The organism is Streptomyces sp. PL-25 (assembly GCF_058344915.1).
In genome coordinates this window covers 6,236,388-6,261,692 of record NZ_CP136997.1, presented here as the reverse complement: position 1 = coordinate 6,261,692, position 25,305 = coordinate 6,236,388, and the positions used below count along the sequence as shown (strand labels likewise).

The 25,305-nt window shown below is 74.4% G+C and carries 22 protein-coding genes; 6 read left to right on the top strand and 16 right to left on the bottom strand.

All coding sequences use genetic code 11. The features are described 5' to 3' along the window. Positions 1-18: 18 nt before the first annotated feature. From R4Z62_RS27920 to R4Z62_RS27885, 8 genes are all read right to left on the bottom strand, one after another. Complete coding sequence (locus R4Z62_RS27920) at positions 19-2,226, bottom strand: SWIM zinc finger family protein (protein WP_491521224.1); 2,208 nt, start codon at positions 2,224-2,226, stop codon at positions 19-21. 170 nt (positions 2,227-2,396) lie between these two features. Further along, positions 2,397-5,300 (bottom strand): SCO1167/SCO6262 family helicase, encoded by a 2,904-nt coding sequence (locus R4Z62_RS27915; protein ID WP_491521934.1) that lies wholly within the window; start codon positions 5,298-5,300, stop codon positions 2,397-2,399. A 221-nt stretch (positions 5,301-5,521) separates the two neighbouring features. Next, complete coding sequence (locus R4Z62_RS27910; protein ID WP_355477240.1) at positions 5,522-6,106, bottom strand: sugar kinase; 585 nt, start codon at positions 6,104-6,106, stop codon at positions 5,522-5,524. Beyond that, positions 6,103-7,251: an ROK family glucokinase gene (locus R4Z62_RS27905; RefSeq protein ID WP_064535995.1), complete on the bottom strand. Its 1,149-nt coding sequence runs from the start codon at positions 7,249-7,251 to the stop codon at positions 6,103-6,105. The genes R4Z62_RS27910 and R4Z62_RS27905 overlap by 4 nt, the downstream gene beginning before the upstream one ends. 117 nt (positions 7,252-7,368) lie before the next feature. Then, positions 7,369-8,166: an ATP-binding cassette domain-containing protein gene (locus tag R4Z62_RS27900; RefSeq protein WP_064535994.1), complete on the bottom strand. Its 798-nt coding sequence runs from the start codon at positions 8,164-8,166 to the stop codon at positions 7,369-7,371. Continuing rightward, positions 8,163-9,212, bottom strand: coding sequence for an ABC transporter permease (locus R4Z62_RS27895; protein ID WP_037889527.1), 1,050 nt, complete (start codon positions 9,210-9,212; stop codon positions 8,163-8,165). Before R4Z62_RS27895 ends, R4Z62_RS27900 begins: the two co-directional genes overlap by 4 nt. Next, a complete protein-coding gene (locus tag R4Z62_RS27890) occupies positions 9,209-10,213 on the bottom strand; it encodes a sugar ABC transporter substrate-binding protein (RefSeq protein WP_491521223.1) in 1,005 nt (334 codons plus the stop codon). Before R4Z62_RS27890 ends, R4Z62_RS27895 begins: the two co-directional genes overlap by 4 nt. Before the next feature lie 164 nt (positions 10,214-10,377). After that, complete coding sequence (locus R4Z62_RS27885; RefSeq protein ID WP_107440828.1) at positions 10,378-11,115, bottom strand: GntR family transcriptional regulator; 738 nt, start codon at positions 11,113-11,115, stop codon at positions 10,378-10,380. Between the two features lie 129 nt (positions 11,116-11,244). Between R4Z62_RS27885 and R4Z62_RS27880 the strand changes: the two genes are divergently transcribed. Continuing rightward, entirely contained in the window at positions 11,245-12,261 is a 1,017-nt protein-coding gene (locus R4Z62_RS27880; protein ID WP_491521222.1) for a Gfo/Idh/MocA family protein, read from the top strand. A gap of 41 nt (positions 12,262-12,302) precedes the next feature. Here the strand turns inward: R4Z62_RS27880 and R4Z62_RS27875 are convergent, their stop codons facing one another. The 3 genes from R4Z62_RS27875 to R4Z62_RS27865 all read right to left on the bottom strand — a co-directional run bounded on the left by R4Z62_RS27875 (position 12,303) and on the right by R4Z62_RS27865 (position 15,646). Further along, on the bottom strand, positions 12,303-13,484 hold the full coding sequence (locus R4Z62_RS27875; RefSeq protein WP_491521221.1) for a cytochrome P450 family protein: 1,182 nt from the start codon (positions 13,482-13,484) through the stop codon (positions 12,303-12,305). A 109-nt stretch (positions 13,485-13,593) separates the two neighbouring features. Beyond that, positions 13,594-14,274: a response regulator gene (locus R4Z62_RS27870; protein WP_491521220.1), complete on the bottom strand. Its 681-nt coding sequence runs from the start codon at positions 14,272-14,274 to the stop codon at positions 13,594-13,596. A 115-nt stretch (positions 14,275-14,389) separates the two neighbouring features. Continuing rightward, on the bottom strand, positions 14,390-15,646 hold the full coding sequence (locus R4Z62_RS27865; RefSeq protein WP_491521219.1) for a sensor histidine kinase: 1,257 nt from the start codon (positions 15,644-15,646) through the stop codon (positions 14,390-14,392). A gap of 171 nt (positions 15,647-15,817) precedes the next feature. Here R4Z62_RS27865 and R4Z62_RS27860 point away from each other — a divergent pair, with 171 nt between their 5' ends. After that, positions 15,818-16,015, top strand: a complete 198-nt coding sequence (locus R4Z62_RS27860) for a hypothetical protein (protein ID WP_064535987.1) — start codon at positions 15,818-15,820, stop codon at positions 16,013-16,015. Between the two features lie 39 nt (positions 16,016-16,054). On the opposite strand, the gene R4Z62_RS27855 is transcribed toward R4Z62_RS27860, so the two are convergent. Continuing rightward, positions 16,055-16,453, bottom strand: coding sequence for a guanyl-specific ribonuclease (locus R4Z62_RS27855; protein WP_026253193.1), 399 nt, complete (start codon positions 16,451-16,453; stop codon positions 16,055-16,057). Positions 16,454-16,674: 221 nt separating this feature from the next. On the opposite strand from R4Z62_RS27855, the gene R4Z62_RS27850 reads away from it, so the two are divergent. Next, a complete protein-coding gene (locus R4Z62_RS27850) occupies positions 16,675-17,505 on the top strand; it encodes an SDR family oxidoreductase (RefSeq protein WP_491521218.1) in 831 nt (276 codons plus the stop codon). An 81-nt stretch (positions 17,506-17,586) separates the two neighbouring features. Here R4Z62_RS27850 and alc read toward each other — a convergent pair whose 3' ends face one another. Together alc and allB are read right to left on the bottom strand one after the other, a co-directional pair. After that, the gene (gene alc, locus R4Z62_RS27845) at positions 17,587-18,702 is read right to left on the bottom strand and encodes an allantoicase (RefSeq protein WP_064537719.1); all 1,116 of its coding nucleotides are present in this window, start codon (positions 18,700-18,702) and stop codon (positions 17,587-17,589) included. Positions 18,703-18,792: 90 nt separating this feature from the next. After that, positions 18,793-20,130, bottom strand: coding sequence for an allantoinase AllB (gene allB, locus R4Z62_RS27840; protein ID WP_064535984.1), 1,338 nt, complete (start codon positions 20,128-20,130; stop codon positions 18,793-18,795). A gap of 441 nt (positions 20,131-20,571) precedes the next feature. Here allB and R4Z62_RS27835 point away from each other — a divergent pair, with 441 nt between their 5' ends. After that, the gene (locus tag R4Z62_RS27835; RefSeq protein WP_064535983.1) at positions 20,572-21,372 is read left to right on the top strand and encodes an IclR family transcriptional regulator; all 801 of its coding nucleotides are present in this window, start codon (positions 20,572-20,574) and stop codon (positions 21,370-21,372) included. Positions 21,373-21,417: 45 nt separating this feature from the next. Here the strand turns inward: R4Z62_RS27835 and R4Z62_RS27830 are convergent, their stop codons facing one another. Both R4Z62_RS27830 and R4Z62_RS27825 read right to left on the bottom strand, forming a co-directional pair. Then, positions 21,418-22,098: an ABC transporter ATP-binding protein gene (locus R4Z62_RS27830; protein ID WP_491521217.1), complete on the bottom strand. Its 681-nt coding sequence runs from the start codon at positions 22,096-22,098 to the stop codon at positions 21,418-21,420. Beyond that, positions 22,095-23,171, bottom strand: a complete 1,077-nt coding sequence (locus R4Z62_RS27825; protein WP_491521216.1) for an ABC transporter permease — start codon at positions 23,169-23,171, stop codon at positions 22,095-22,097. Before R4Z62_RS27825 ends, R4Z62_RS27830 begins: the two co-directional genes overlap by 4 nt. A gap of 135 nt (positions 23,172-23,306) precedes the next feature. Here R4Z62_RS27825 and R4Z62_RS27820 point away from each other — a divergent pair, with 135 nt between their 5' ends. Beyond that, complete coding sequence (locus R4Z62_RS27820) at positions 23,307-24,542, top strand: sensor histidine kinase (protein ID WP_491521215.1); 1,236 nt, start codon at positions 23,307-23,309, stop codon at positions 24,540-24,542. Further along, a complete protein-coding gene (locus tag R4Z62_RS27815) occupies positions 24,539-25,177 on the top strand; it encodes a response regulator (protein WP_064535979.1) in 639 nt (212 codons plus the stop codon). Before R4Z62_RS27820 ends, R4Z62_RS27815 begins: the two co-directional genes overlap by 4 nt. Positions 25,178-25,305 lie beyond the last annotated feature (128 nt).

Sequence of the window (25,305 nt, the reverse complement as noted above, 5' to 3'; positions counted from 1 at the left end):
CGCGTCGGCCGTTTCCGGTCACGCCTCCGGGACGGCCTCCAGGCCGCTCAGCGCGTCGACCGGGTCCGGGGCCGGGGTGCCGCGCGGCCACCAGTCGTCGCGGCCGGGTTCGGACTCGTACGCGTACCAGAGGTGGTCCCTGCCCAGGCGGAGCTGGAGCCGGCCGACGGGGTGGGTGAGGCGGTTGCGGTGGGGGCGGAAAGGCGGCAGGCCGGCGGCGAGGAGCAGGGGGCGGGCCCGGTCGAAGCGGCCGGCCGGAGGGTCCCAGGGATCCTCCAGGACCGCGAGCCCCTCGGCGCCGCCCTGGCGCCAGGCGGCCACCGCGCGGGCCAGCTCCGCCGTGGTGCGGCCGGTGGCCGAGGCGAGCGAGGCGTAGAGGGAGCGGGTGGCGGCGGTCAGTCCGGAGCCGGGTCGGGCCGCGGCCAGGCGCACCGCGTCCTGCCAGAGCGTCAGCCCGCCGACCGGATCGCGGCCGGTGGTGAGCAGGGCGTGGGCGCGGGCGGCCGCGTCGGTCGCCAACTGGTCCAGGGCGAACGGGTCCGGGCCGCCCGGTGCCGACGGATACGCCGGGGGCTGCCCGGGGTGCGGCGGGGGCGGCAGCGGGGCGGGCAGCGGCAGCGGGCGGCGCGCGAGGGCTTCGGTGGCCCGCTCCCCCGGCAGCGGCTCCGGGGCCCGGCCCTGCGCGTCGCGGGCGGCACGGGCCGCGCTGCGCCGGGACAGGGCGTCCAGCAGTTCCCGCTCGCCCCGGCCGCGGAGCAGCAGCAGGACGAAGGGGTCGGCGTCCAGCAGCCGCGCCGTCTGGTAGCACAGGGCCGCCGCGTGCTTGCAGGGGTGGCCGCGGTCGGGGCAGGAGCAGTGCGGGTCGAGGTCGTACGGGCCGGGCAGCAGCGGGACACCGCAGTCCGCCAGGGACTGCGGCATCTCCTTGTCCAGGAGCGCGGCGATATGACCGGGCCGCTCGGCGGCGGCGTCCAGGAACCGGTCCCACTCGGCGTCGTCCAGGGTGCGCATCCGCACCTGGACGCGGTACGGACGCGGACGGCTGCCCTGTACGTACGCGAGGACCAGGCCGGGGGTCACGGTGATGGCGTCCACATGGCCGGTGCGCGCGTAGTCACGGCCCCGGGCCAGCCGGGCCGCGTCCAGCGCGCCGTCCTCCAGGGCGCTCGTCCATGCCTCGCCCCACCAGGTCTGTGCGAAACCGGGTCCCGTCCGGCCTTCCGGGGCGGTGGCGGGCGGCGCGGGGAGCGCCGGAAAGGTGCGGCGCAGTTCGCCGTCACGGCGGGGGGAGGCCATGCCGCCGGGGGCGCGCACGGCGGGATGGGACGCGGTGGGCTGGGGACTGGTGGGGTGGGCGCTGGTGACTTGAGCGCTGGTGGGCTGCGGACTGGTGGGCCCGGCCGGGGCGGGGTCGCCTTCGGGGGTGGCCGTGGTGCCGGTCCCCGTGCCGGGGGGTGCGTCCTCGGTGCTGTCGTCCGGTTCGTCGTCCGTCTCCGCTGCCGGGGGCATCCGGAAGGCGTGCGCGAGGAGTTCCGCCACGGCGCGGACGGGGGCGGAGGTGCCGGGGGCGGAGGTGCCGGGGCCGGTGTCCGGGGCTCCGTCGCCCGGTCCGCCGACGCCCTCCGCCCGGCCGCCGGTTCGAGGCAGGCGGGCGCGGGACGTGCCGGGCTGTGCGGCCGTACGGCGTGACGGGCGGGCGTCGCGGGCGGTACGCGTGCCACGGGCGGCGGCCGGCCGGGGCCGCGCCCCTCCCTCGGCCGGCGCGGACGGCTGCTCCTCCTCCGGTCCGCCTCGGGCGCGCGCCGCGCGCAGGGCCTCGCGCGCGATGTCGGCGGGGCGGGCGCCGGTGGTCTTCGCCGGTGCGGGGTGGTCTGGCGCCAGGGTGTCCGGCGGGGGGGACGGGGCCGGTTCGGTGTGCTGCGGGGTCGGGGGCTGTGCCGAGGACGGGGATGGGGCCGGGGCCGGGGCCGCGGCCGACTGTGCTGTGCGCCGTAGGGCCGCGCGCGCCGCGTCGCCCGGCCGCGACGGCTCCTGTGACAGGCGTGGCCGCTGCGGCGGCGACGGCTGTTCCGGGGACGGCTCGGTGACCGATTCCGGTCGCCCTTCGGATCCCGGCTCCTCGGCCCCGTCCGGCGCGGAAGCGGTCGGGTCGACGGACCGCGTGGTCGGTGTGCCGGGCGGCTGCGGTCGATGCCGTCGCGCCGCTCGCAGCGCCTCGCGCGCCACGTCACCGGGGCGTGGCGGCTGAGGCTCCGCGGGCGTGCGCGGCCCAGGAGCGTCGGAGGTCTCGGAGGCAGCAGAGGCTTCGGTCCGCGTCGGCTCGGCTCCGCCGACCGCGTCCGACCGTCCAGTACGTCCAGCACGCCCGGTCTGTTCGGTCTGTTCGGTCGTGTGCATCAGGCCCCCCTCCGCAGCGACACTAGGTCGGACAGCTCCCGGTCGGACAGCTCGGTGAGGGCGGACTCGCCGGTGCCGAGGACGGCCTCGGCCAGGGCGCGCTTCGCGGCGAGCATCTCGGCGATGCGGTCCTCGACGGTGCCCTCGGTGATGAGGCGGTGGACCTGGACGGGCTGGGTCTGGCCGATGCGGTAGGCGCGGTCGGTGGCCTGTTCCTCGACGGCCGGGTTCCACCATCGGTCGAAGTGGACGACATGGCCCGCGCGGGTGAGGTTCAGGCCGGTGCCGGCCGCCTTCAGGGAGAGGACGAGGACGGGGGTGGCGCCCTCCTGGAAGCGGTCCACCATGCGTTCGCGCTCGGGGACCGGGGTGCCGCCGTGGAGCAGGTCGACGGGGACCGCGCGGGCGGCGAGATGGGAGGTGATCAGCCGGGCCATGCCCACGTACTGGGTGAAGACGAGGGCGGAGCCGTCCTCGGCGAGCAGGGTGTCCAGCAGTTCGTCGAGCAGGGCGAGCTTGCCCGAGCGGGCCGCCGCCCGGTCGCCGCCGGGCATGTCCCCGTCCTTCAGGTAGAGGGCCGGGTGGTCGCAGATCTGCTTGAGCGAGGTGAGCAGTTTGAGGACCAGGCCGCGGCGGGCGATGCCCTGCGCGGTCTCGATGGCCAGCATCGATTCCCGTACCACCGCCTCGTAGAGCGCGGCCTGTTCGCGGGTGAGCGGGACCGGGTGGTCGGTCTCGGTCTTGGGCGGCAGCTCGGGGACGATGCCCGGGTCGGACTTCCTGCGGCGCAGCAGGAAGGGCCGCACCAGCCGGGCCAGCCGCCGGGCGGCGTCCTCGTCCTCGCCGTTCTCCACGGCGCGTGCGTGGCGGGCGCGGAAGGAGGTGAGGGGGCCGAGGAGGCCGGGGGTGGTCCAGTCGAGGAGGGCCCACAGTTCGGAGAGGTTGTTCTCCACTGGGGTGCCGGTCAGGGCGACGCGGGCGGGCGACGGGATCGTGCGCAGGGCCTTCGCGGTCGCCGAGTGGGGGTTCTTGACGTGCTGTGCCTCGTCCGCGACGACCAGACCCCAGGGCTGCTCGGCGAGCAGGGGCGCGGTCGAGCGCATGGTGCCGTACGTGGTGAGGACGAAGCCGCCGTCGAGGCCGTCCAGGGTGCGGTCCGGGCCGTGGAAGCGGCGGACGGGGACGCCGGGCGCGAACCGGGTGATCTCCCGCTGCCAGTTGCCCAGCAGGGAGGCCGGGCAGACCACCAGGGTGGGTTCGCGGCGGGCCCGCTTCAGATGCAGGGCGATGAGGGTGACGGTCTTGCCGAGGCCCATGTCGTCGGCGAGGCAGCCGCCGAGGCCGAGGGAGGTCATGAGGTCGAGCCAGCCGAGGCCGTGCAGCTGGTAGTCGCGCAGGGTGGCGCGCAGGCCCGGGGGCGGTTCGGCCGGGCGTACGCCCGCGGTGATGCGGTCGCGCAGGGCGGCGAGGGCACCGACCGGCACGGCCTCGACCGTCTCGCCGTCGACCTCGGTGGTGCCGGTGAGGGCGGCGGAGAGCGCGTCGACCGGGTCGAGCAGGCCCAGGTCGCGGCGGCGGGCCTTGCGGACCAGGGCCGGGTCGACCAGGACCCAGCGGTCCCGGAGCCGGACGACCGGGCGGTGGGCCTCGGCGAGGGCGTCCATCTCGGCCTCGGTGAGCGGGTCGCCGCCGAGCGCGAGCTGCCAGGAGAAGCGCAGCAGTTCCTCGCTCTCGAAGAAGCCGGTGCCGTCGGTCGCGGAGCCGGGAGCGGACCGCACGACCGCGGTCGCGGTGAGGTCGTCGGCCAGGTCGCGCGGCCAGTGCACGGCGACGCCGGCCGCCGCCAGCCGGGTCGCGGCGACGCCGAGCAGTTCGCCCGCCTCCTCCTCGGACAGGGCGAGCACGTCGGGCACGTCCTGCTCGGCGAGCCGGTCGAGCGGCGGCCAGACCCGGGCCGCGCGGCGCACGGCCAGGGCGGCGTCCACGCGCGCGCGGGGGCCGAACGCCGCGTCGGCCTCGCCCGCCCACAGGGACGTCGCGTCGGCGACGAGGGTGGGGTCGGCGAGGCTGTGCACCTGGACGATCGCGGTGCCCGACCTGCGCGTCGGCCGTCCGCCGACGCCGCCCGCCGGGCTGTCCGCCGGGTCCGCGTCGAAGAGGTCGTACGCCGACAGGTCCAGGCGCAGGGAGATCCGGACTCCGGCGTCCGTGCCCGCGGCGACCTGGGCCGCCCAGTCCTGCGCGGCCGGGAGGTGCTGGGGAGCGCGGTGGGCGAAGGGCCGGCCCGCGGTGTGCGGGGCGGCCGGGGTGCGGGGCAGGGTGTCGGCGACGGCGTCGAGGAAGGCGCGCAGCAGCGCTTCCGGTTCCGGCAGCCGGAGCGGGCCGGTGCCGGGCAGCGGCACGGCGTGTCCCTCGGGGGGCAGGGCCGCGGCGACGGCCCGCAGGTGGGCGATGTCGTCGGGGTCGAGCGGCCCGGCCCGCCAGGCGTCGTGTCCGGTGGCGGTCAGGCCCGGCAGGAGGCGGCCCCGCGCGCTCAGCCGCAGCGCGTGCAGGGCGGCGGCGCCCCAGCAGGCCGTGGCGGGGTGGGCGGCGGGGTCGTGGCGGGCACGCAGCAGGTGGGGCAGGGCCGCCTCGATCGGCAGGGACAGGGCGGGGACGGTCCTGCGGCGGAGGGCGGCGCCGTGCGGCCGGACCACCGTGAGGGTCGTGGGGACGGGCGGGGCGCCGACGGCAGGTGGGACGGGTCCCGGCAGGGCGTCGGAGGCCGGCGCGTCCGGGTCCCACAGGACGATGCGGCCTTCGCGCGGCAGCGGCGCGGGCGCGAAGACGGCGGGGAGGCGGACGGACACGGCGGGTCCGTGCGCCGCCAGTGCCGAACCGGAGCCTCCGGCCGCGCCGGACATCCCCGGCGAGCCCGGCATTCCCGGCGAGACAGGCGTCCCCGGCGAGCCGGGTGTCCCGGCCGCCCCGAGCCGTCCCGCCCCGGGCACGCCCGGCCCGGGGACGGTCCCGGTCGTCTCCGTCACGGCCATGTCGCTCATACGTCCTGTCACCTCCCGCTCGCCGGTCGAGTCAGTCGTCTTCGACTCTACGGTCGGGGTCTGACAATCGGCTCCGGGCCCGGTCAGGGGACCGTCTGGGAGACCACGTAGACCATGGGCAGCACCGGGTCGGCGAAGTTCACCATGATGTCCTGGCTGGGCGCGGGGTTCTCCTGGCCGTGGCTGAGGCCGTACCAGGATCCGGGGCCCTTGAAGTTCCAGCCGGTGATGTCGCGGTCCCGGTGGCCGAAGCTGATCTCGCCCTTCTTGAGGTCGCCGCGGTTGACCCCCATGGCCTCCAGGAAGGTGTCGAGTCCGGGCTGCGTGGTGCGGAACTGGACGTAGAGGCGGCTGGTCTTCCAGTTGTTGGTCTCGTAGGAGGCGACCCGGTCGGCGGGGTGCGGGATGGGGACCTGGTAGAGCCGGCGCTGCACCTTGGCCGGGTAGGTGGGGGTGAGGCCGGTCGCCGCGTACTTGGCCTCCTTGTCCTTGCCGCTGGCGCGGCTCTGGGCGGCGGAGAGGACCAGATAGCCGGCCGGGACGCCGATGAGCAGCATGATGATCAGCAGGGTGAGCGCCCGGCGGCGGTCGCGGTGGCGGCGGTCCTCGGCGGGCGGGGACGGCGGTTCGTCCGGCGGCGCGGCCTGGCGGGGCACGGACATCGTCACAGCGCCTCCCGGGCGTCGTGGCGGGACTGCGCGTACCGCTCGTAGCGCTCGTGGCGCTCCACCCGGCGGCGCTTGGCGCGGCGGAAGCGGCGGGCGACCAGCCGGGCGAGGTCGGCGGCGCCGACCATGCCGGCCTCGGGGCCGAGCTGGGCGCGCACGACGCGGGCCTCGGGGCGGTAGCCGCGGCCGGTGAGGTGGCGCTTGAAGGCGTCCCGGGCGGGGCCGATGAGCAGGTCGTCGGCCGCGGAGACGCCGCCGCCGACGACGAAGCAGGACGGGTCGAGGGCGGCGGCGAGGTTGGCGATGCCGACGCCGAGCCACTGGCCGATGTCCTGGAGGAGTTCGACGCACATGGCGTCGCCCCCCCGGGCCAGCTCGGTGATCATCGGACCGGTGATCTCGGAGATGCTGCCCTTGACGTGCTCGATGAGGCCGTAGGCGACCGGGGAGTCGGCCGCGGCCAGTTCGCGGGCCTCGCGCACCAGGGCGTTGCCGGAGCTGTACTGCTCCCAGCAGCCGCGGTTGCCGCACGGGCAGCGGTGGCCGCCGGGCACCACCTGCATGTGCCCGAACTCGCCGGCCACGCCGTACTTGCCCCGCTTGACCTGGCCGTCCTCCAGGATCGCGCCGCCGATGCCGGTGCCCAGCGTGATCATGACGAGGTGGTCCTCGCCGCGGCCGGCGCCGAAGCGCCACTCGGCCCAGGCGGCGGCGTTGGCGTCGTTGTCGACCAGGACGGGCACCGACAGGCGCTCGGAGAGGCGGTCGCGCAGCGGTTCGTTGCGCCAGGACAGGTGGGGGGCGAAGAGCACGCGGTTGCGGTCGGCGTCGACCCAGCCGGCCGCGCCGATGCCGACGGCGTGCACGTCGTGCCGGTCGGAGAGGTCAAGGACCAGTTCGGCGATGGTGTCCTCGACGACCTTCGGGCTCTTGGACTTGTCGGGGGTCTCCGTGCGCAGCCGCTCCAGGATGTTGCCGTCGGCGTCGACGACGCCCGCCATCACCTTGGTGCCGCCGATGTCGATGCCGACCGTGGGGACCCGGGGCGCCGTCAGGTGGGAACGGCGCTCCCTGGTGCCCACGGTGCGCAGGACCGTGGCCCGGCGGGAGCCGATGGGGGCGGTGAGGTCGCGGTAGGTGCTCATCGGCCCCGATTCTGCCGCACGCGCGGTGTGCGTGTCGTACGGGGCACCGGGCGGCCGGTGCCCCGGGCGGGCTCCACGCGCGCGCGTGGAGGTGCGCCGCCCGCCCAGCCGCTCTCCTCAGGGAGTGCTTTTCTCCAGCTCGTGCCGGAGGTCGTCGAGTTCGCTGCCGCCCGCCATCTGCCGGGTCAGTTCGTCGAGGGTGATCTCGTCCCGTGTGTGATGGCCCACCATGGTGCCCCGCTTCAGCAGGACGAAGCGGTCACCCACGAGGTACGCGTGATGCGGGTTGTGGGTGATGAGTACGACACCCAGCCCCTGGTCGCGAGCCGCGGCCACATACTTCAGGACGACGCCGGACTGCTTCACACCGAGCGCCGCGGTGGGCTCGTCGAGGACGAGCACCTTCGCGCCGAAGTGAACCGCCCGCGCGATGGCCACGCACTGGCGTTCGCCGCCCGAAAGGGTACCGATGGGCTGGTCGACGTCCCTGAGGTCGATGCCCATGCGCAGCAGTTCGGCGTGTGTGGTGCGGCGCATGAGGTCGACGTCCATGCGCTTGAAGGGGCCGGTGCCCCGGGTGGGTTCCGAGCCGAGGAAGAAGTTGCGCCAGACCGGCATCAGGCCGACGACGGCCAGGTCCTGGTAGACGGTCGCGATGCCCCGGTCCAGGGCCTCGCGCGGGGAGGACAGGGTGGTCTCCTCCCCTTCGACGCGCAGCACGCCGCCGTCGTGCCGGTGCAGTCCCGCGATCATCTTGATCAGCGTGGACTTGCCCGCGCCGTTGTCGCCGAGGACGCAGGTGATCTCCCCGGCGTGCACCTGGAGGGAGACGCCTTCGAGGGCGCGGACGGTGCCGTAGTGCTTGCTGACGCCGGACAGCTCCACCAGGGGCGTGCGTGTGTCGGTCTGCGTCATGTGGTGGCCTCCGCCCGCTTGCGGACCCAGGCGTTGAGCAGGGTCGCCAGGAGCAGCATCGCTCCGAGGAAGAACTTGAACCAGTCGGGGTTCCACTCGGCGAAGACGATGCCCTTGCTGGTCATGCCGAACAGCAGCGCGCCGACCGCCGAGCCGATGGCGCTGCCGTAGCCGCCGGTGATCAGACAGCCGCCGATGACGGCGGCGATGATGTAGATCAGCTCGTTGCCGACGCCCTCGCCGGACTGCACGGCGTCGAAGGAGAACAGCAGGTGCTGGCCGGAGATCCAGGCGCCGAGGGCCACGCCCATGTACAGGCCGATCTTGGTCCGGGTGACCGGGACGCCGACCGCGCGGGCGGCGTCCTGGTTGCCGCCGACGGCGAAGATCCAGTTGCCGGTGCGGGTGCGCAGCAGGATCCAGGAGGCGACGGCCACCAGGGCGAGCCACCACAGGATGGTGATCTTGAAGTCGACGCCGCCGACGCTGAGCGTGGAGGCGAAGACGGCGTGGGCGGCCGGGAAGCCCTCCATGTCGCCGATGGTCTTGGTGGAGACCGTGCCGTCGATCAGTTTGGTGAAGCCGAGGTTCATGCCGGTCAGCATCAGGAAGGTGCCCAGCGTGATGATGAAGCTGGGCAGTCTGGTGCGGGTGAGCATGAAGCCGTTGAACGCGCCGATGGCGAGGGTGACCAGCAGGGAGACGCCGACGCCGACCCATACGTTGGCGGTCAGCTGGTAGCTGAACATCGACGACAGGAGCGCGGAGGAGGTCACCATGACGCCCGCGGACAGGTCGAACTCGCCGCCGATCATCAGCAGCGCGACCGGTACGGCCATGATGCCGATGGTGGAGGACGCGTACAGCACGGTGCTGAGGCTGGAGGCGCGGACGAATCCGTCGGCGATGACGGCGAAGAAGACGAAGACGGCGACGGCGCCGACGACCGAGCCCAGCTCGGGCCGGGCGAGCAGCTTGCGCAGCGGGGAGGTGCGCAGCAGCCGTTCGTCGGCGACCGCCTCGGCCCGGTTCGCGGTCGCGCTCATCGGGTGCCCCGCTGCGCGTACTGCTCCAGGGCGCCGGCCTGGTCCTTGGTGACGATCTGCGGGCCGGTGAGCACCGGCTTGCCGCCGCCGAGGACGTCGGCGTTGTACTTGTAGAGCCACAGCAGGTCGACGGCCTGGTAGCCCTGGAGGTAGGGCTGCTGGTCGACGGCGAAGCCGAGGGTGCCGTCCTTCAGTTCGGCGGCGACCTTGGCGTTGAGGTCGAAGGTGTCGATCTCGGCCTTGCTGCCCGCGTCCTGCTTCGCCTTCACGGCGGTGTCCGCGTAGGGCGCGCCGAGGGTGACGACGGCGTCGACGGCCTTGTCGGCCTGGAGCTTGGCGCCGACCGCGGACTGCACGTCGGGCATGTTGGTGCCGTTGACGTAGAGGTTGTCGACCTTGCCGGAGAAGGTCTTGGCGACTCCGGCGCAGCGCTGCTCGTGGCCGACGTTGCCCTGCTCGTGCAGGACGCAGAGGACCTTCTGCCTGCCGCGCTTGTTCAGCTCCTCGCCGACGGCCTCACCGGCGACGGTCTCGTCCTGGCCGACGTGGGTGAGCGCGCCGAACGCCTTGGACTCGGCGGAGCCGGAGTTCACGGTGATCACCGGGATGCCGGCCTTCTCGGCGCGGGTCACGGCGGCCTTCATGGCGTCGGGCTTGGCGAGCGTGACGATGATGCCGTCGACCTTCTTGTCCACCGCTGCGTCCACGAGCTGCGCCTGTTGCTGCGCCTCGTCGTCGTGGGAGTACAGGAAGTTGATGTTGTCCTTGACCGCGGCCTGCTTGGCACCGTTCTGCACGATGTCCCAGAAGGTGTCGCCGTCCCCGGAGTGGGTGATCATCGCGAAGGTCCAGCGGGGGGTGTTCACCGCCGCCCGGCCCTGGGCCGCCGCGGCCTTGCGGGCGTCCTCCGCCCGCTTGCCGCCGGTGCTGCTGCATCCCGCGAGGGACAGCGACAGCGCCCCTGCGAGCGCCATGCCTACCCAGGTTGGAAACCGTGCCACGAGGCCGTGCCCTTCTCGCCGTGTTCGAACGTACGCGCGGGGCCGATGAGCGTTCCATCAGCCCCGAACATCGCATTATCTGACACGAGCGTACGAGGGTGAGAGGCCGGGCCGTGTGCCCTGGCTCACTTGTCCGGACATTGTGACGACCCGGGGGTCTGCGTTCAAGACCGTACGAGCAGCTGGAATTCGAAGGAATAGCGGGACGGCCGGTAGGTGTGGGTGCCGAACTCCACCGCGCGACCGGTGTCGTCGAACGTGACGCGTTCCATGGTGAGCAGCGGGGAGCCCTCGCTCTCGCCGAGCCGCTCGGCCTCGGGCGCGGAGGCGGCGCGGGCGCCGATGGACTGCCGGGCGCTGTGCAGGGTGATCCCGGCCGAGCGCAGCAGGCGGTACAGGCCGGTGGCCTCCAGCCGCCCGGTGTCCAGGTCGAGCAGACCGGCCGGCAACTGGTTGACCAGGTACGCCATCGGCTCGCCGTGGGTGAGGCGCAGCCGCTCCACCCGGTGCACCTCGTCCCCCTCGGCCACCCCGAGCGCGGCGGCGGCCTCGGCGGACGCGGGCACGACGGTGTTGACCAGGACACTGCTGGTCGGGCGCTGCCCGGCCGCCTCCAGGTCGTCGTAGAGGCTGCTCAGCTCCAGCGGGCGTCTGACCTGGCTGTGCACGACCTGGGTGCCGACACCGCGGCGGCGCACCAGCAGGCCCTTGTCGACGAGCGACTGGATGGCCTGGCGGACGGTGGGACGGGACAGGCCGAGCCGCGCGGCCAGTTCGATCTCGTTGCCCAGCAGGCTGCCCGGCGTCAGGGCGCCCCGCTCGATCGCCGCCTCCAGCTGCTGTGCCAGCTGGTAGTACAGCGGCACGGGGGAACTCCGGTCGACGCCGAGCGCGAGCGACACGGTGGGGTCCACATCTGGTTTGGGCACCCGCCGAGCGTAGCCCGGTGGCCGGTTGACGGGAAGTCGTGTAGTCAGATTGTCCTGACATACAGATTGACAGGGTCAGGGGTGGGCCCCCACTTTGTTCCCATGCGCATCGGGATCATCGGAACGGGCCGGATCGGCACCGTTCACGCGAACACGCTCAGCCGCCACCGCGAGGTCGGCTCACTGATCCTCACGGACGCCGATCCGGCGCGGGCCCAGGCTCTGGCGCACCGGCTGGGCGAGACGGCCGCGCCCGGCGCCGACGAGATCTTCACCTGGGGCGTCGACGCGGTGGTGATCAGCACGACGACCCAGGCGCACGCCGACCTGATCGGCCGGGCCGCGCGCTCCGGACTCCCGGTGTTCTGCGAGAAGCCGATCGCCCTGGACCTGCCGGGCACCCTGCGGGCGCTCACCGAGGTGGCGGCGGCCGGGACGGTCCTCCAGATGGGCTTCCAGCGCCGCTTCGACCCGGGGTACGCCGGTGCGCGCGCGGCGGTGCGCGCGGGACGGCTCGGGCGCCTGCACACCGTGCGCGCGCTGACCTCGGACCGCACACCGCCGCCGGCCGACTGGCTGCCGCTGTCCGGCGGCCTGTTCCGCGACACGCTGATCCACGACTTCGACGCGCTGCGCTGGGTGACCGGCCAGGAGATCACCGAGGTGTACGCCCGGGGCTCCGACGCCGGTCCCGCCATGTTCCGGGAGGCCGGTGACGTCGACACCGGCGCGGCGGTGCTCACCCTGGACGACGGCACCCTCGCCACCGCGACGGCGACCCGGCTGAACGGCGCCGGCTACGACGTCCGTATGGAGCTGGCCGGGGAACGCGACCAGATCGTCGTCGGCCTCGACGACCGTACGCCGATCGCGTCCACCGAACCGACCGGGCCGCCGGCCGCGGACAAGCCGTGGACCGGGTTCCTGGAGCGCTTCGGCCCCGCCTACGAGGCCGAGCTGAACGCCTTCGTCGACGTCCTGCTCGGCCAGCGCACCAACCCCTGCGACGGCCACGAGGCTCTCCAGGCGCTCCGGATCGCCGAGGCGTGCGAGCGGTCCCGCCGCGAGCACCGGCCGGTGCGGCTGGCGGAAATCCCGGACGGCACGGCGGGCGGCTGAACGGGCCGCGGCCGACCAGCCGGTGGCCCGGTCCGCCGTGGCTACCAGCGGACCGGCAGGCTCCTGGTGCCGCGGATCAGCATGCCCGGGAGCCATTCGCCCGGCGGGCCGTCCAGTGCGAGGGCGGGGGCGCGGCGCAGGAGTGTGTGCAGGGCCGTACGGGCCTCCAGACGGGCCAGCGGGGCGCCCAGGCAGTAGTGGATGCCGTGACCGAAGGCGAGGTGGCCGCGGGTGTCGCGGTGCGGGTCGAAGCGGTCCGGCGCCGGATGGCGGGCGCCGTCCCGGCCGGCCGCCGCGAGCCCGATCAGCACCGGCTCGCCCTGCGCGATGGCGGTGCCGCCGATCTCCAGCGGCCGGGCCGCGTAGCGGAAGGTGGCGTTCTCCACCGGGCCCTCGTAGCGCAGGGTCTCCTCCACGGCGGCGTCCACGAGCGCGGGGTCGGCGCGCACCTCGGCGAGCTGCGCGGGGTGTCTGAGCAGGGTGTGCACGGTGTTGGTGATGAGATTGACCGTGGTCTCGTGGCCCGCGATGAGCAGCAGGAAGGCCATGCCGCGCAGCTCCCCGGGGGAGAGCCGGTCGCCGTCCTCCGCCGTGGTGCGGATCAGCGCGCTCAGCAGGTCGTCGGCGGGGCCCGCGACCCGCTTGTCCTCGATCAGCTCGGTGAGATAGGCGCCGAGCCGCTCCACGGAGCCGAGGAAGCCCTCCTCGCTGGTGGGCGCCACGAACTCGTTCGACATGTCCCGGAACGCGGTCCGGTCCATCTCCGGCACCCCGAGCAGCTCGCAGATGACCGTGATCGGCAGCGGATAGGAGAACGCCTCCACCAGATCCGCCCGCCCCAGCGGCAGCATCGCGTCCAGCAGCTCATCGGTGATCGCCTGGATCCGGGGCCGCATCGCCTCGATGCGCCGTGCGGTGAACGCGCGGGTGACCAGGGACCGCAGCCGGGTGTGGTGCGGCGGGTCGGCGATCAGCAGATGCCGGCCGATCGCCTCCTCCTCTATGGGCCGGATGTCGAGTCCGGCGACGTCCTTGGCGAGCCGCGGGTCGGCGAGGGCGGCGCGGGCCTCCTCGTGGCCGACGACGAGCCAGGTGTCGTAGCTCTCCGGTGGTGGCAGCCGCACCCGGTGGACCGGGCCGAGTGCGCGCAGTTCGGCGTAGACGGTGTGGGGGTCCGTGCGGAACCCCTCGCCGTACTCCGCCAGATCGATCACGTCCGCCATGCTCGCTCCCCTCCGGGGCGCGCGCACCGTCCGGCACCGCCCCGTGTCCCATACAACGCGGGGCGGCGGGGCGAAGTGCCCCCGCCGCGCGCCCTCTTCGGGACGCCCCTCAGCCCGCTTCCTCGTCGAGCAGTCCCGCGTCATGGGCCAGCAGGGCGATCTGCACCCGGTTGTTGAGGGAGAGCTTGGCGAGGATGCGGGAGACGTGTGTCTTGACGGTGGCGACGCTCATGTAGAGCTCGCCCGCTATCTGGGCGTTGGCCAGGCCCTGTCCGACCCGGACGGCCACCTCGCGCTCGCGCGCGTTGAGCGCGGTGAGGCGCTCACGCGCGCGGGTGCGCCGGTCCTCGCCCGCGCCGCCCGCACCGCCCGCGGCGTGCCGGATGAGCTGGCGGGTGACCGTGGGCGAGAGCACCGGGTCACCGGCGGCCACCCGGCGCACCGCGGCGACGATCTCGGCCGGCGGGGTGTCCTTGAGGACGAACCCGGCGGCGCCCGCGCGCAGCGCGCGCAGCACCTGGTCGTCGGCGTGGAAGGTGGTCAGGACCACGACCTGCGGCGCCTTCGGACGGGCGCGCAGGCGCTCCGTCGCGGTCAGCCCGTCCATGCCCGGCATGCGGACGTCCATCAGGACGACGTCCGGCCGGGAGCGCTCGACCAGTGCCTCCACCTCGTGCCCGTCGGCCGCCTCGCCGACGATCTCGATGTCGTCCGCGCCTCCCATCATGAAGGACAGACCGGCTCTCACCAGCGGGTCGTCGTCGACGAGGAGCACTCGGATCGCGGTCATGGGCCAAGCCAATCAAAACGCCCGCGCGGTGACCACACCGGCTCGCCGCCCCGCACCGGACGGCCGCCGGCGGCCCGGCCGGTCCCCCGCCGCCCCGGCCGCCGGGCGAGCGCCGTCACGCCGGCCACGGCAGGAGCGCCTTGACCTCGAATCCGCCCTCCGGGGTCGGCCCGTGGCGCAGGGTGCCGCCGGCCAGCGCGGCCCGCTCGGTCAGGCCGATCAGCCCCTGGCCCGAACCGGGGACGTGCGGGACCTCCCCCTCGGGCGGCGGATTGCGCACGTGCACGGCGAGGTCCCGGCCGGGTGCGCCGGTGACGGTCACCGCGACCTGTGCGCCGGGGGCGTGCTTGCGGGCGTTGGTCAGCGCCTCCTGCGCGATGCGGTAGGCGGTGCGGCCCACGGAGGCGGGCACGGCGGCCGGGTCGGTGACCTGTCCGGTCAGCACCACCTTCATGCCGGCCTCCCGCGACTCGGCCACCAGCGCATCCAGCGCCGCGAGGGTGGGCTGCGGGCGGCCCGCGTCGTCGGAGTCGCCCGCGCGCAGTACGCCGATGATCTCCCGCAGGTCCTGGAGGGCCTCGTGCGCGCTCTCCCGGATGACCCCGGCGGCCCGCGCGACCTCCTCGCGAGGCGCGTCGGGCCGGAACTCCAGGGCGCCCGCGTGCACGCTCAGCAGGGTCAGCCGGTGCGCGAGGACGTCGTGCATCTCCCGGGCGATGGCCTCGCGGGCGAGCCGCTGCGCCTGCTCGGCGCGCAGCCGCGCCTCCGTCTCGGCGCGCCGCGCCCGGTCCCGCAGGCTCAGCATGAGCTGCCGCTTGGACCGCACGAACATGCCCCAGCCCATGACCGACAAGGTCAGCAGCACGGCGAAGGCGAGGACGGCCGGGTAGGACAGGTCGGGGTCGGGGCGCAGCCAGTAGTAGAGCGGGAGCAGCGCGAGCTGTGCGCCGCCGACCCAGGCCCCGTACCGGAGGGGGCGGTGCACGGTGAGTGTGAACAGGGCGAGCAGACCGGCGCCGCCCGCGGTGTTCGAGACCAGGCCGACGGGGACCATGGCGACCGCCAGCGCGAAGGGCCACCGGCGGCGCAGCCAGAGCGCGGCGCAGGCCAGCGCCCCGATCACCTGGTCGGCGAGGGAGAAGGCGCGCGGCAGGTGCTCCGCGTCGAGCGAGCTCGCGGCGGCGAGCCCGAGGAGGACGGCCAGGAAGAAGCAGAGGAAGTCGACGATCCAGTCGCGCGCCGTGCGCCGGGGCCGGCCGCCGCCGCTGGTGCCGGGGTCGAGTTCGTCGGCCACGGCGGACGGCAGCCACCACCGCCGTCCGGCGAACGCCACCGGCTCCTGGAGCGTCGTGTCAGTCTTCACAGTCGACAAATCTACGCAACGCGGGTGGCCCGCTTCACGGGTCCGGAACGGTTGTGCGACCAAAGTCGCGACGCAGGAGACTTCCGGCTCACCGGCCCGGCGGGAACGTAGACCTCCGGCGGCCGGACCGCGCCCCGCGGCCGATGCGCGCGGGCGTCCGGCGGGGGGAGGCTCGCTTCCATGAAGAAGGTTCTGGAGGTCGCCGGGTTCGTCGCCGTGGCGCAGGGCGTACTGGGTTTCGTGCAGGATTTCACCCACTGGCACGTGGGCATGGTGCAGCGCCTGTCCTTTCTCCATGGCTACGAGGTGTTCGCGAGCTTCGTGCTGATCGTGCTGGGCTGCGCCCTGTTCGCCGCCGCCGAGGGCCGCGGGCGGTGAGGCACCGCGGCTCTGCGGCGGCGGCCGTGCGGGCCGTGCTCAGCAGCCGAAGTCGACCAGGTCGAACGTCGCGTAGTGGTCGGCGGTGTAGTAGTCCTCCTGGTTCTTCTCACCGGTGACGATCCGTCGCGCGCCGCGGGTGGGGGAACCGGGGGTGACGACGGTGTACTCGTGGTAGTAGCCGCTGGACCGGCTGGGCAGGACGCCTTCGCGGTTCTGGAAGACGACGCCGTCCTGGTCGTAGGGGAAGGGTCCGCCCTGGTCGATCAGGTCGAGCGTGTGGTGCGCCTGGGAGGGCAGGTCGCCGTAGCAGATGCTGCCGACCGAGGCCGTGGCGGCGCCGGCCGGGGCGGCGGCGGAGACGGTGCCGCCCACGAGGAGGGCGGACAGGAGGGCGCCTGCGGCGCCGATGCGGGTCATGCGTGGGGGGAATCTCATGCCTCATGATGACGCGCGTAGACAGTGGCATGTCAATGACAAGACTGTGGAGCTTCCCGGCATGTCCGGTGAATTCACCGGCCGTTGACCGAAGGCGGTCAGGTGTTCCCGGGACGTTCACGCGAGCCGCTCTTCCGGGGGCGCTCCCGGGCGCTTTCCCGGCCCACGTCGGCGTCCGAAGGCCGCCAGCGCCGGGGCGGCCCGGCCGCTGGGATGGGGGCATGACTTCGACAGCTTCTGCTTCTGCTTCTGGTTCTACTTCTGGTCCTGCTCCTGGTCCTGCGACCACGCCCGCTGCTTCCGGGGCTTCGCGGTGGCCCCTCGACGGCAGAGTGGCGCTCGTGACCGGCGGCAGCCGTGGCATCGGCGCGGCGACGGCGGTGCGGCTGGCCCGCGCGGGCGCCGATGTGGCGCTCACCTATGTGAACGGCAAGGACGCGGCGGACGAGGTGGTCCGGACCGTACGGGGACTCGGACGGCGGGCGGTGGCCCTGCGCGCGGACGCGGCCGACCCGGCGCAGGCGTCGGCCGTGGTCGACCGCGCGGCCGACGCACTGGGCACCCTCGACGTGCTGGTGAACAACGCGGGCGTGGGCGTGCTGGGCCCGGTGGAGAGCCTCTCGCTCGCCGATGTGGACCGGGTGCTCGCGGTGAACGTGCGCGCCGTCTTCCTGGCCTGCCGCGCCGCCGCCGTACGGATGGCGGACGGCGGCCGGATCATCACCATCGGCACCTGCATGACCCAGCGCGTGCCGGGGCCCGGCGGCACCCTCTACGCGACCGGCAAGTCCGCCCTGATCGGTCTGACCAAGGCGTTCGCCCGGGAGCTGGGACCGCGCGCGATCACCGCGAACCTCGTCCACCCGGGTCCGATCGACACCGACATGAACCCGGCCGACGGGCCGCTCGCCCCCGGCCAGGCGGCCATGACGGCGCTGGGCCGCTTCGGCACCGCCGACGAGGTGGCGTCCATGGTCGCGTTCCTCGCGGGAGCCGACGCGGCCTATGTCACCGGCGCGGAGTTTGCGGTGGACGGCGGGCACGCCGCGTGAGCCGAGGCCCCTCGGGCGGCGGGGCGCACCGGTGCTGTCGGGCCGGTGCGCCCCGCCGCCGCGGGCCGGGAGCGGGGCGGGTCAGCCGCCCAGCTCCTGGTGGCGGGCGGCCAGGCCCGCGGCGCCGTCCTCGGTCAGCGCACCGAACAGGCGCAGCCGGGAGATGCCGCCGTCCGGGAAGATGTCCACGCGCGCGTGCGTGCCGACGACGGGCTCGGGCAGGACGAAGCGGTGGTTGGTGTCGGGCTGGCAGCGGGTGCGCGGCAGCACCTCGCGCCACTCGCCGTCCTCGCCGTCCTTGACGGACACCGAGGCCCAGCCCGCGCTGTTGCCCTTGAGGTAGGCGGTGTCGATCTCCAGGGCGCGGATCTCGGACCGGGCGACCAGCCGGTAGCGGATCCAGTCGTTGCCCTGGTCGCGGCGGCGCCGGGTCTCCCAGCCGTCGTCCATCTTGCGGGAGCGGCCCGGCTGGATGGTGTTGGTGGCGGGCGAGTAGAAGAGGTTGGAGGCGTCCTCGACCCGGCCGCCGTTCTCCAGGGCGACCACGTCGAGGGTGCCGAGCGCCGCCAGCCACGCCGGGTCGGGGACGACCTCGCCGTACACGCGCAGCCGCGCGATGCCGCCGTCCGGGTGCTGGTTGACGCGCAGGTGCGTGAAGCGCTGCTCGACGCCGACCTCGAAGCCATTGGCCGCGTGGCCGCCGATCGGGGTGCGCGGGACGAGGGTCGTCCACTTGACGTCGTCGGCGAGGAGTTCCGCCGGGGAGGGCGAGCCCGCCACGCAGGTGCCCTCGACCGACACGGCCTGCGGGTAGTTGCCGCGGAAGTGGGCGGTGTCGACGACGACACCGCGCACGACGCCGGGCGCGCCGAGGCGGACCAGCGCCCAGTCGTGGTCGTCCTCGGTGGGCCAGGGGTGCTCGGCGGACACACCGCGGCGGCGGCGGGTCTCCCAGCCGTCCATGACCTTGCCCTTGTGCCCGAAGTGCTCCGGGTCGAACTCGGCGCGCTCGGGCACCAGCAGGTTCTCTCGCTGGGCGAAGAACTCGTCGTTGGCGGCGACGACACCGGCGCCGAGCCGGCGGTCGGCGAGGTTGGCGTACTGGGTGAAGGGGAAGTCGGCGGTGCGGTAGTCCGCGTACGGGTCACCGCCTCCGTAGGGGTTCGCGTCGCCGGTGAAACGAGGAGTCGCCGTCACGGTGATCAGTGCTTCCTTTCGGGAGTCGGCCGGTGCGGTGGGGGCGCGGGTGCGGGAACGGGTCACGCGTCCGCGCGTACGGGAGGTGGCTCAGTGGGGCCTGGTCAGCAGCCGGCCCTTCGGCTCGGTGAACTCGCCGTCCGCGACGATGCGTTCACCGCGCAGCCAGGTGGACCTGACCACGCCGTGCAGCGTGCGGCCCGCGTAGGCGGTGACGCGGTTGCGGTGCTGGAGTGCCGCCGGGTCGACGGTGAAGGTCTCCTCGGGGGCGAGCACGGCGAAGTCGGCGTCCCGGCCGGGCTCGATGGCGCCCTTGCGGTCGAGGCCGACGAGGGCGGCGGTGCGGGCGGACATCCAGCGTACGACGTCCTCCAGGCCGTACCCGCGCTCGCGCGCCTCGGTCCAGACGGCGGCCAGGCTGAGCTGGAGGGAGGAGATGCCGCCCCAGGCGGTCGCGAAGTCGCCGGTCTTCAGGTCGGCGGTGGAGGGCGAGTGGTCGGTGACGACGCAGTCGATGGTGCCGTCGGCCAGCGCCTGCCAGAGCAGGTCCTGGTTGGCGGCCTCTCGGATCGGCGGGCAGCACTTGAACTCGCTGGCGCCGTCCGGCACTTCCTCCGCGGTCAGGGTCAGGTAGTGCGGGCAGGTCTCGACGGTGATCCGTACACCCTCGGCCCTGGCCTCGGCGATCAGCGGCAGCGCGTCGCTGGAGGAGAGGTGCAGTACGTGCACGCGCGCGTCCAGCCGCTTCGCCTCGGCGATCAGGGTGGCGATGGCGGTGTCCTCGGCGTCGCGCGGCCGGGAGGCGAGGAAGTCGGTGTACCGGGGGCCGCCGTGCTGCGGGGCGGCGTCCAGGTGGTGCGGGTCCTCGGCGTGCACGATCAGCAGACCGCCGAAGCCGGCCGTCTCGGCGAGCGAGGTGGCCAGCGCCTCCCGGGTCAGGTGCGGGAACTCGTCCACGCCGGAGGGCGAGAGGAACGCCTTGAAGCCGAAGACCCCGGCGTCGTGCAGCGGGCGCAGGTCCTTGACGTTGCCGGGCAGGGCACCGCCCCAGAAGCCGACGTCGATGTGCGCCTTGTCCCGGGCCACGTCCTGCTTGATCCGCAGGTTGTCCACGGTGGTGGTGGGCGGCAGGGAGTTGAGGGGCATGTCGATCAGGGTGGTGATGCCGCCGGCCGCCGCGGCGCGGGTGGCGGTCCAGAAGCCCTCCCACTCGGTGCGGCCGGGGTCGTTCACATGGACGTGGGTGTCGACCAGACCGGGCAGCAGCACGTCGTCGCCGAGGTCCTCCAGACGGGCACCGGCGGGGACCTCGGCGTCATGGGGCAGGACGGCCGTGATCGTGCCGCCGGTGACCGCGACGGACGCGGCGCGCGTCCCCTCGGGCGTGATGACTCGTGTCGAGCGCAGCACCAGTTCGGCGTCGGACACCGGGACCCCTCTCTTCTCGTCTCTTCTCGTCTCTTTGCCGGCTCTTCGCCGCCGCCGCGGGCCCGGGAGGCGGATCGCGCGGGCCCGGGGGCGGGTCGCGCGGCGCCGTCGGTCCGCGGACGCGCGGAGCCGGGACACGTGAGAACACAGACGTGACGACAAACGTGACTACAGACGTACGGGTACAGGGATGGGCAGGTGAAATACGCCCATTTACACCCATGTAACGGACTTCAACGTTCTGTTGAAGGAGTCTTCACTCCCGCCCTCACCCCGTCAAGAGGCACACTGCTGGACAGCCGGCCGGCGCGTACACTCTGGACGTTTCCACAAAGCGGAATTAGAATTCCAACAGACAGAACGTAGTTCCGTACAGGCAGGGAGTCAACCGGCCCCCGGGTAGGCTTTGGCCCTTCCTGCCCGCCCCGAAAGGAACGCGCCGTGCCGACGTCCAGCGCCAGCACCACCGACTCCGCCAAGTCCTCCGCGAGCGGTGGGGTCCAGTCCCTCGAGCGCGCCTTCGATCTGCTCGAGCGGATGGCGGACGCGGGCGGCGAGGTGGGCCTCAGCGAGCTGTCCGCGGCCAGCGGCCTGCCCCTGCCGACCATCCACCGCCTGATGCGCACGCTCGTGGCCTGCGGCTACGTCCGCCAGCAGCCGAACCGGCGGTACGCGCTCGGCCCCCGGCTGATCCGCCTGGGCGAGTCGGCCTCGCGGCTGCTGGGCACCTGGGCCCGCCCCTACCTCGCCCGGCTGGTCGACGAGACCGGCGAGACGGCGAACATGGCACTGCTCGACGGCGACGAGATCGTGTACGTGGCGCAGGTGCCCTCCAAGCACTCGATGCGGATGTTCACCGAGGTGGGCCGGCGGGTGCTGCCGCACTCGACGGGCGTGGGCAAGGCACTGCTGGCGCACACCCCGGACCACGAGGTGCGCGCCCTGCTCGCCCGGACCGGCATGCCCGCCACCACCGAGAAGACGATCACCACCCCCGAGGGCTTCCTCGCGGCCCTGGCGGACGTGCGCGAGCTGGGGTACGCCATGGACGACAACGAGCAGGAGATAGGAGTCCGCTGCCTCGCGGTCACCGTGCCCGACTCCCCCACCGCCGCCGCGATCTCCATCTCGGGCCCGGCCGGCCGGGTCACGGAGGCCGCGACCGAGCGCATCGTCCCGGTGCTCCAGCAGGTGGCGGCGGAGCTGTCCCAGGCACTGACCAGCGCCGGTCCGGCGGCCTGAGCCACCCGGCCAGGACCGCCGCGCCCACGCCGGGGGCCGATGCCCTCAGGCGGTGGTCGCCGCCGCCGCGGTGAGCCGTCCGTCCCGCATCTCCCGTACCGCGTCCACGGCGTCGAGGTGGGCGCGGTCGTGGGTGACCAGGACCGTGGCGGTGCCCCGGTCGCGGGTGAGACGGGTCAGCAGGCCGAGGACGGCCGCGCCGCGTTCCTGGTCCAGGGCGCTGGTGGGTTCGTCGACGAGCAGCACCGAGGGCTCGTTCATCAGCGCGCGGGCGATGTTCACCCGCTGCCGCTGGCCGCCGGAGAGCTGGTGCGGGCGGCGGTGCGCCTGATCGGCGAGGCCGACCGCGGCCAGCAGGTCCCGGGCGCGGGAGCCCGCCGCCCGGCGGCCGTCCAGGCGGGCCATCAGCTCCAGCTGCTCCAGCGCCGTCAAGGACGGCAGCAGGTTCGGCTGCTGGAAGACGATCCCGATGTCGCGGCGGCGCAGTACGGCCCGCTCGGCGGCGCTCAGCAGCCCGGTGGGCACGCCCGCCACCCGCACGCTTCCGCTGTCCGGGGTGATGAGCGTGGCCGCGACCGCGAGCAGGCTCGACTTGCCCGATCCGGAGGGCCCGGCCACGGCCGTGACCGTGCCCGCGGGCACCTCCAGGCTCACCCGGTCCAGCGCGGTCAGCCGGCTGTCGCCGTCGGGGTAGGTCAGGGTCACGTCGTCCAGCAGCAGGCTCATCGCACGCCTCCCAGCGCGGTCAGCGGATCGACGGCGGTGATCCGCCGCACGGACAGTCCCGCGCCCAGCGCACCGAGGGCGGTCATCACCGCGGCGGGCACCAGGACGGTGGGCAGGTCGAGCACGAAGGGCACCGTCCCACCGCGCACCAGCGCGCCCGCCAGGCAGGCCAGCCCGGTGCCCAGCGCGGTGCCCGCGGCCAGCAGGACCAGCGCCTGCCCCAGGGCGTCGGCCAGCAGATGGCGGGTGGAGGCGCCGAGCGCCTTGAGCACGGCGATGTCGGGCGAGCGCTGGATCGTCCACACCGTGAAGAAGGCCCCGACGACCAGCGCGGAGATGACGAAGAGGAAGCCGCGCATCAGTTGCAGGGAGCCGTTCTCCGCCTGGTAGGAGCCGATGGCCGTCAGGGCGTCGTCCCTGGTGAGCGTGCGGGTGCCGGCGGCGCGGTCCCCGGCGGCCAGGTCGGCGCCGTGCGCGCGCAGCGCGATCACGGTCGCCCGGCCGCCGTCCCACGCCGTCCACACCACGGGCACATGGCTGTAGGAGGAGCGCCCGGAGACGGCCGCCACCGTCCAGGACCGCTCGCCGAGCCGGATCCGGTCCCCGGCACCGGCGCCCAGCGCGGCGGCCGCCCCGGCCGACAGCACCGCGTGTCCGGGCGCGACGCCGGACGGGGCGAGTCCGGAGGCGGGGCGTACGGCGAACACCGCCAGCGCCGCCCTGCGCCCGCCCGCGCCGGTGCCCGCGCCGGTGCCCGCGCCCGTGCCCGCCTCGGCGGTGGCGTCGACGGTGCGGATCGCGACCGGTTCGGCGTACGGCACCCGCCGGGACCACCGGTCCACGGCCTCGGGGGCGAGCGACGAGCCGGTGAACGACACCGCCTGCCCGGCCGGCGGCGCGGCGAAGGCGAGATGGTCGGCGGACAGCCCCTTCACCGCCGAGGTGTTCTCCTCGGCAAGCCCGGCGGTCAGCCCGGACAGCAGCCCCACGAGCAGGGTGATCAGTGCGACCACGGCTCCCATCAGGGCGAACCGCCCCTTGGCGAACCGGAGGTCTCTCCATGCGACGAACATGTGCCCAAGCCTCGGCCGCGCACCCCTCGCCGGGCATCGCCCCGGGGCACGCTCGTGCCGGTCCGAAGGGAGCAGCCGTCTTTCCACCTTTCGGTTGACCGGCGCGGCGCCCGGCCCGCTTACGCTGGACGGGCCATGGACCTCCGCCCCCGCTCCCCCGTCGCCGTCATCCTGCGCCTGTGCCTGTACGCCCTGTTCGCGGGGCTGCTCGGGCTCGCCGCGGCCCATGCGACGGGACCCGGCACGGTGGCGGCGGCGCTCGGCACGGGCGCGGTGTTCGCCTTCGGTGTGCTCCAGCCCGCCGTGCTGCGCTCCCGGCGCCGGTCGGCGGTGTGGCTCGCGGCGCTCGGCGCGGCCTGGCTGGTCCTGCTGGCGTACTCCCCCCAGGCCGTGTGGGCGGCGTTCCCGCTGTACTTTCTGCTGCTGCATCTGCTGCCGGTGCGCTGGGGCCTGCCCGCGGTCGCGGCGACCGCGGCGGCGGCCATCGCCGGGTTCGCCGGACACGCGGAGCGGATCAACGCGGGGGTGTTCATCGGCCCGCTGCTCGGCGCGGCGGTCGCCGTGGCCACGGTCCTCGGCTACGAGGCCCTGTACCGGGAGAGCGAGCGGCGCCGCGAGCTGATCGAGGAGCTGGTGGCCACCCGCGCGGACCTGGCCGCCGCCGAACGGGCCGCGGGCACGCTCGCCGAGCGGGAGCGGCTGGCCCGGGAGATCCACGACACGCTCGCCCAGGGCCTGTCCAGCATCCAGTTGCTGCTGCGCGCCGCCCAGCGCGAGGTGCCCGCCGGTTCGCCGGCCGCCGCGCACATCGAGCAGGCCCGCGGCGCCGCGCAGGACAATCTCACCGAGGCCCGCCGTTTCGTCCGCGCCCTGACCCCGCCCGACCTGGAGCACGGCTCACTCACCGGCGCGCTGGAACGGCTCTGCTCGCGCGCGGTGGGCCCGCCCGCGGTCCGCTTCTCGGTGAGCGGCAGCCCGGCGGCGCTGCCCACTCCGTACGAGGTGGCGCTGCTGCGGATCGCGCAGTCGGCGCTCGGCAACACCCTGCGGCACGCCCGCGCCGCCCGTGCGGAGGTCACGCTGAGCTTCATGGACACGGCGGTGGCGCTGGACGTCGTCGACGACGGGACGGGCTTCGTGCCGGACGCGGTGCCGGCGGGCGCGGGAGCGGGGGGCGCGGGGGCCGCGGGCGGGCGCCGGACGGAGTCCCCGCGCGCCGGAGAGGACGGCGGTTTCGGGCTGCCCGCGATGCGCTCGCGCGCCGAGGCGCTGGGCGGCACGTTCGCGGTGGAGTCCGCGCCGGGCCAGGGCACGGCGGTGGCGGTCACCCTGCCCTGGCCGGTGGCCCGGGACACGGGAGGCGGCGCGTGAGCGTGCGGCTGCTGCTCGCGGACGACCACCCGGTGGTCCGCGCCGGTCTCAAGGCGGTGCTGTCCGCCGAGCCCGACTTCGAGATCGTCGCGGAGGCGCCGACGGCGGAGCGCGCGGTGGAGCTGGCCGCCGAGGGCGGGGTCGACGTGGTGCTGATGGATCTCCAGTTCGGCCCGCGGGGGATGCACGGCGCGGAGGCCACGGCGGCGATCACCGCCCGGCCCGGCGCCCCGCGCGTCCTGGTGCTCACCACGTACGACACCGACGCGGACATCCTGGCGGCGGTGGAGGCCGGGGCGGCGGGCTATCTGCTGAAGGACGCGCCGCCGCAGGAGCTGGCCGCGGCGGTGCGCACCGCCGCCTCCGGCCGTTCGGCGCTGGCCCCGGCGGTCGCCCACCGGCTGATGGACCGGATGCGCACACCGGCCGCCGCGCTCAGCCGCCGTGAGCTGGAGGTCCTGGAACTGGTCCGCGACGGCCTGTCCAACCTGGAGATCAGCAAGCGCCTGTTCCTGAGCCAGGCCACGGTGAAGTCCCATCTGGTGCACGTCTACGCCAAGCTGGGCGTCGACTCCCGTACGGCGGCCGTGGCGGCGGCCACCGAGCAGGGGCTCGTACGGCGGCGCAGGCCCTGAGGCACGGGTCCCGGGGGTGGCCCGGGGGTGGAGGACCCCGACGGCGCCCTCGGCGCACACGCCCGGGAGGCGTACGCGGCGCGGAGGCGTACGCGGCGCAGAGGCGTGCGTGACCCGCAGGCTTAGGT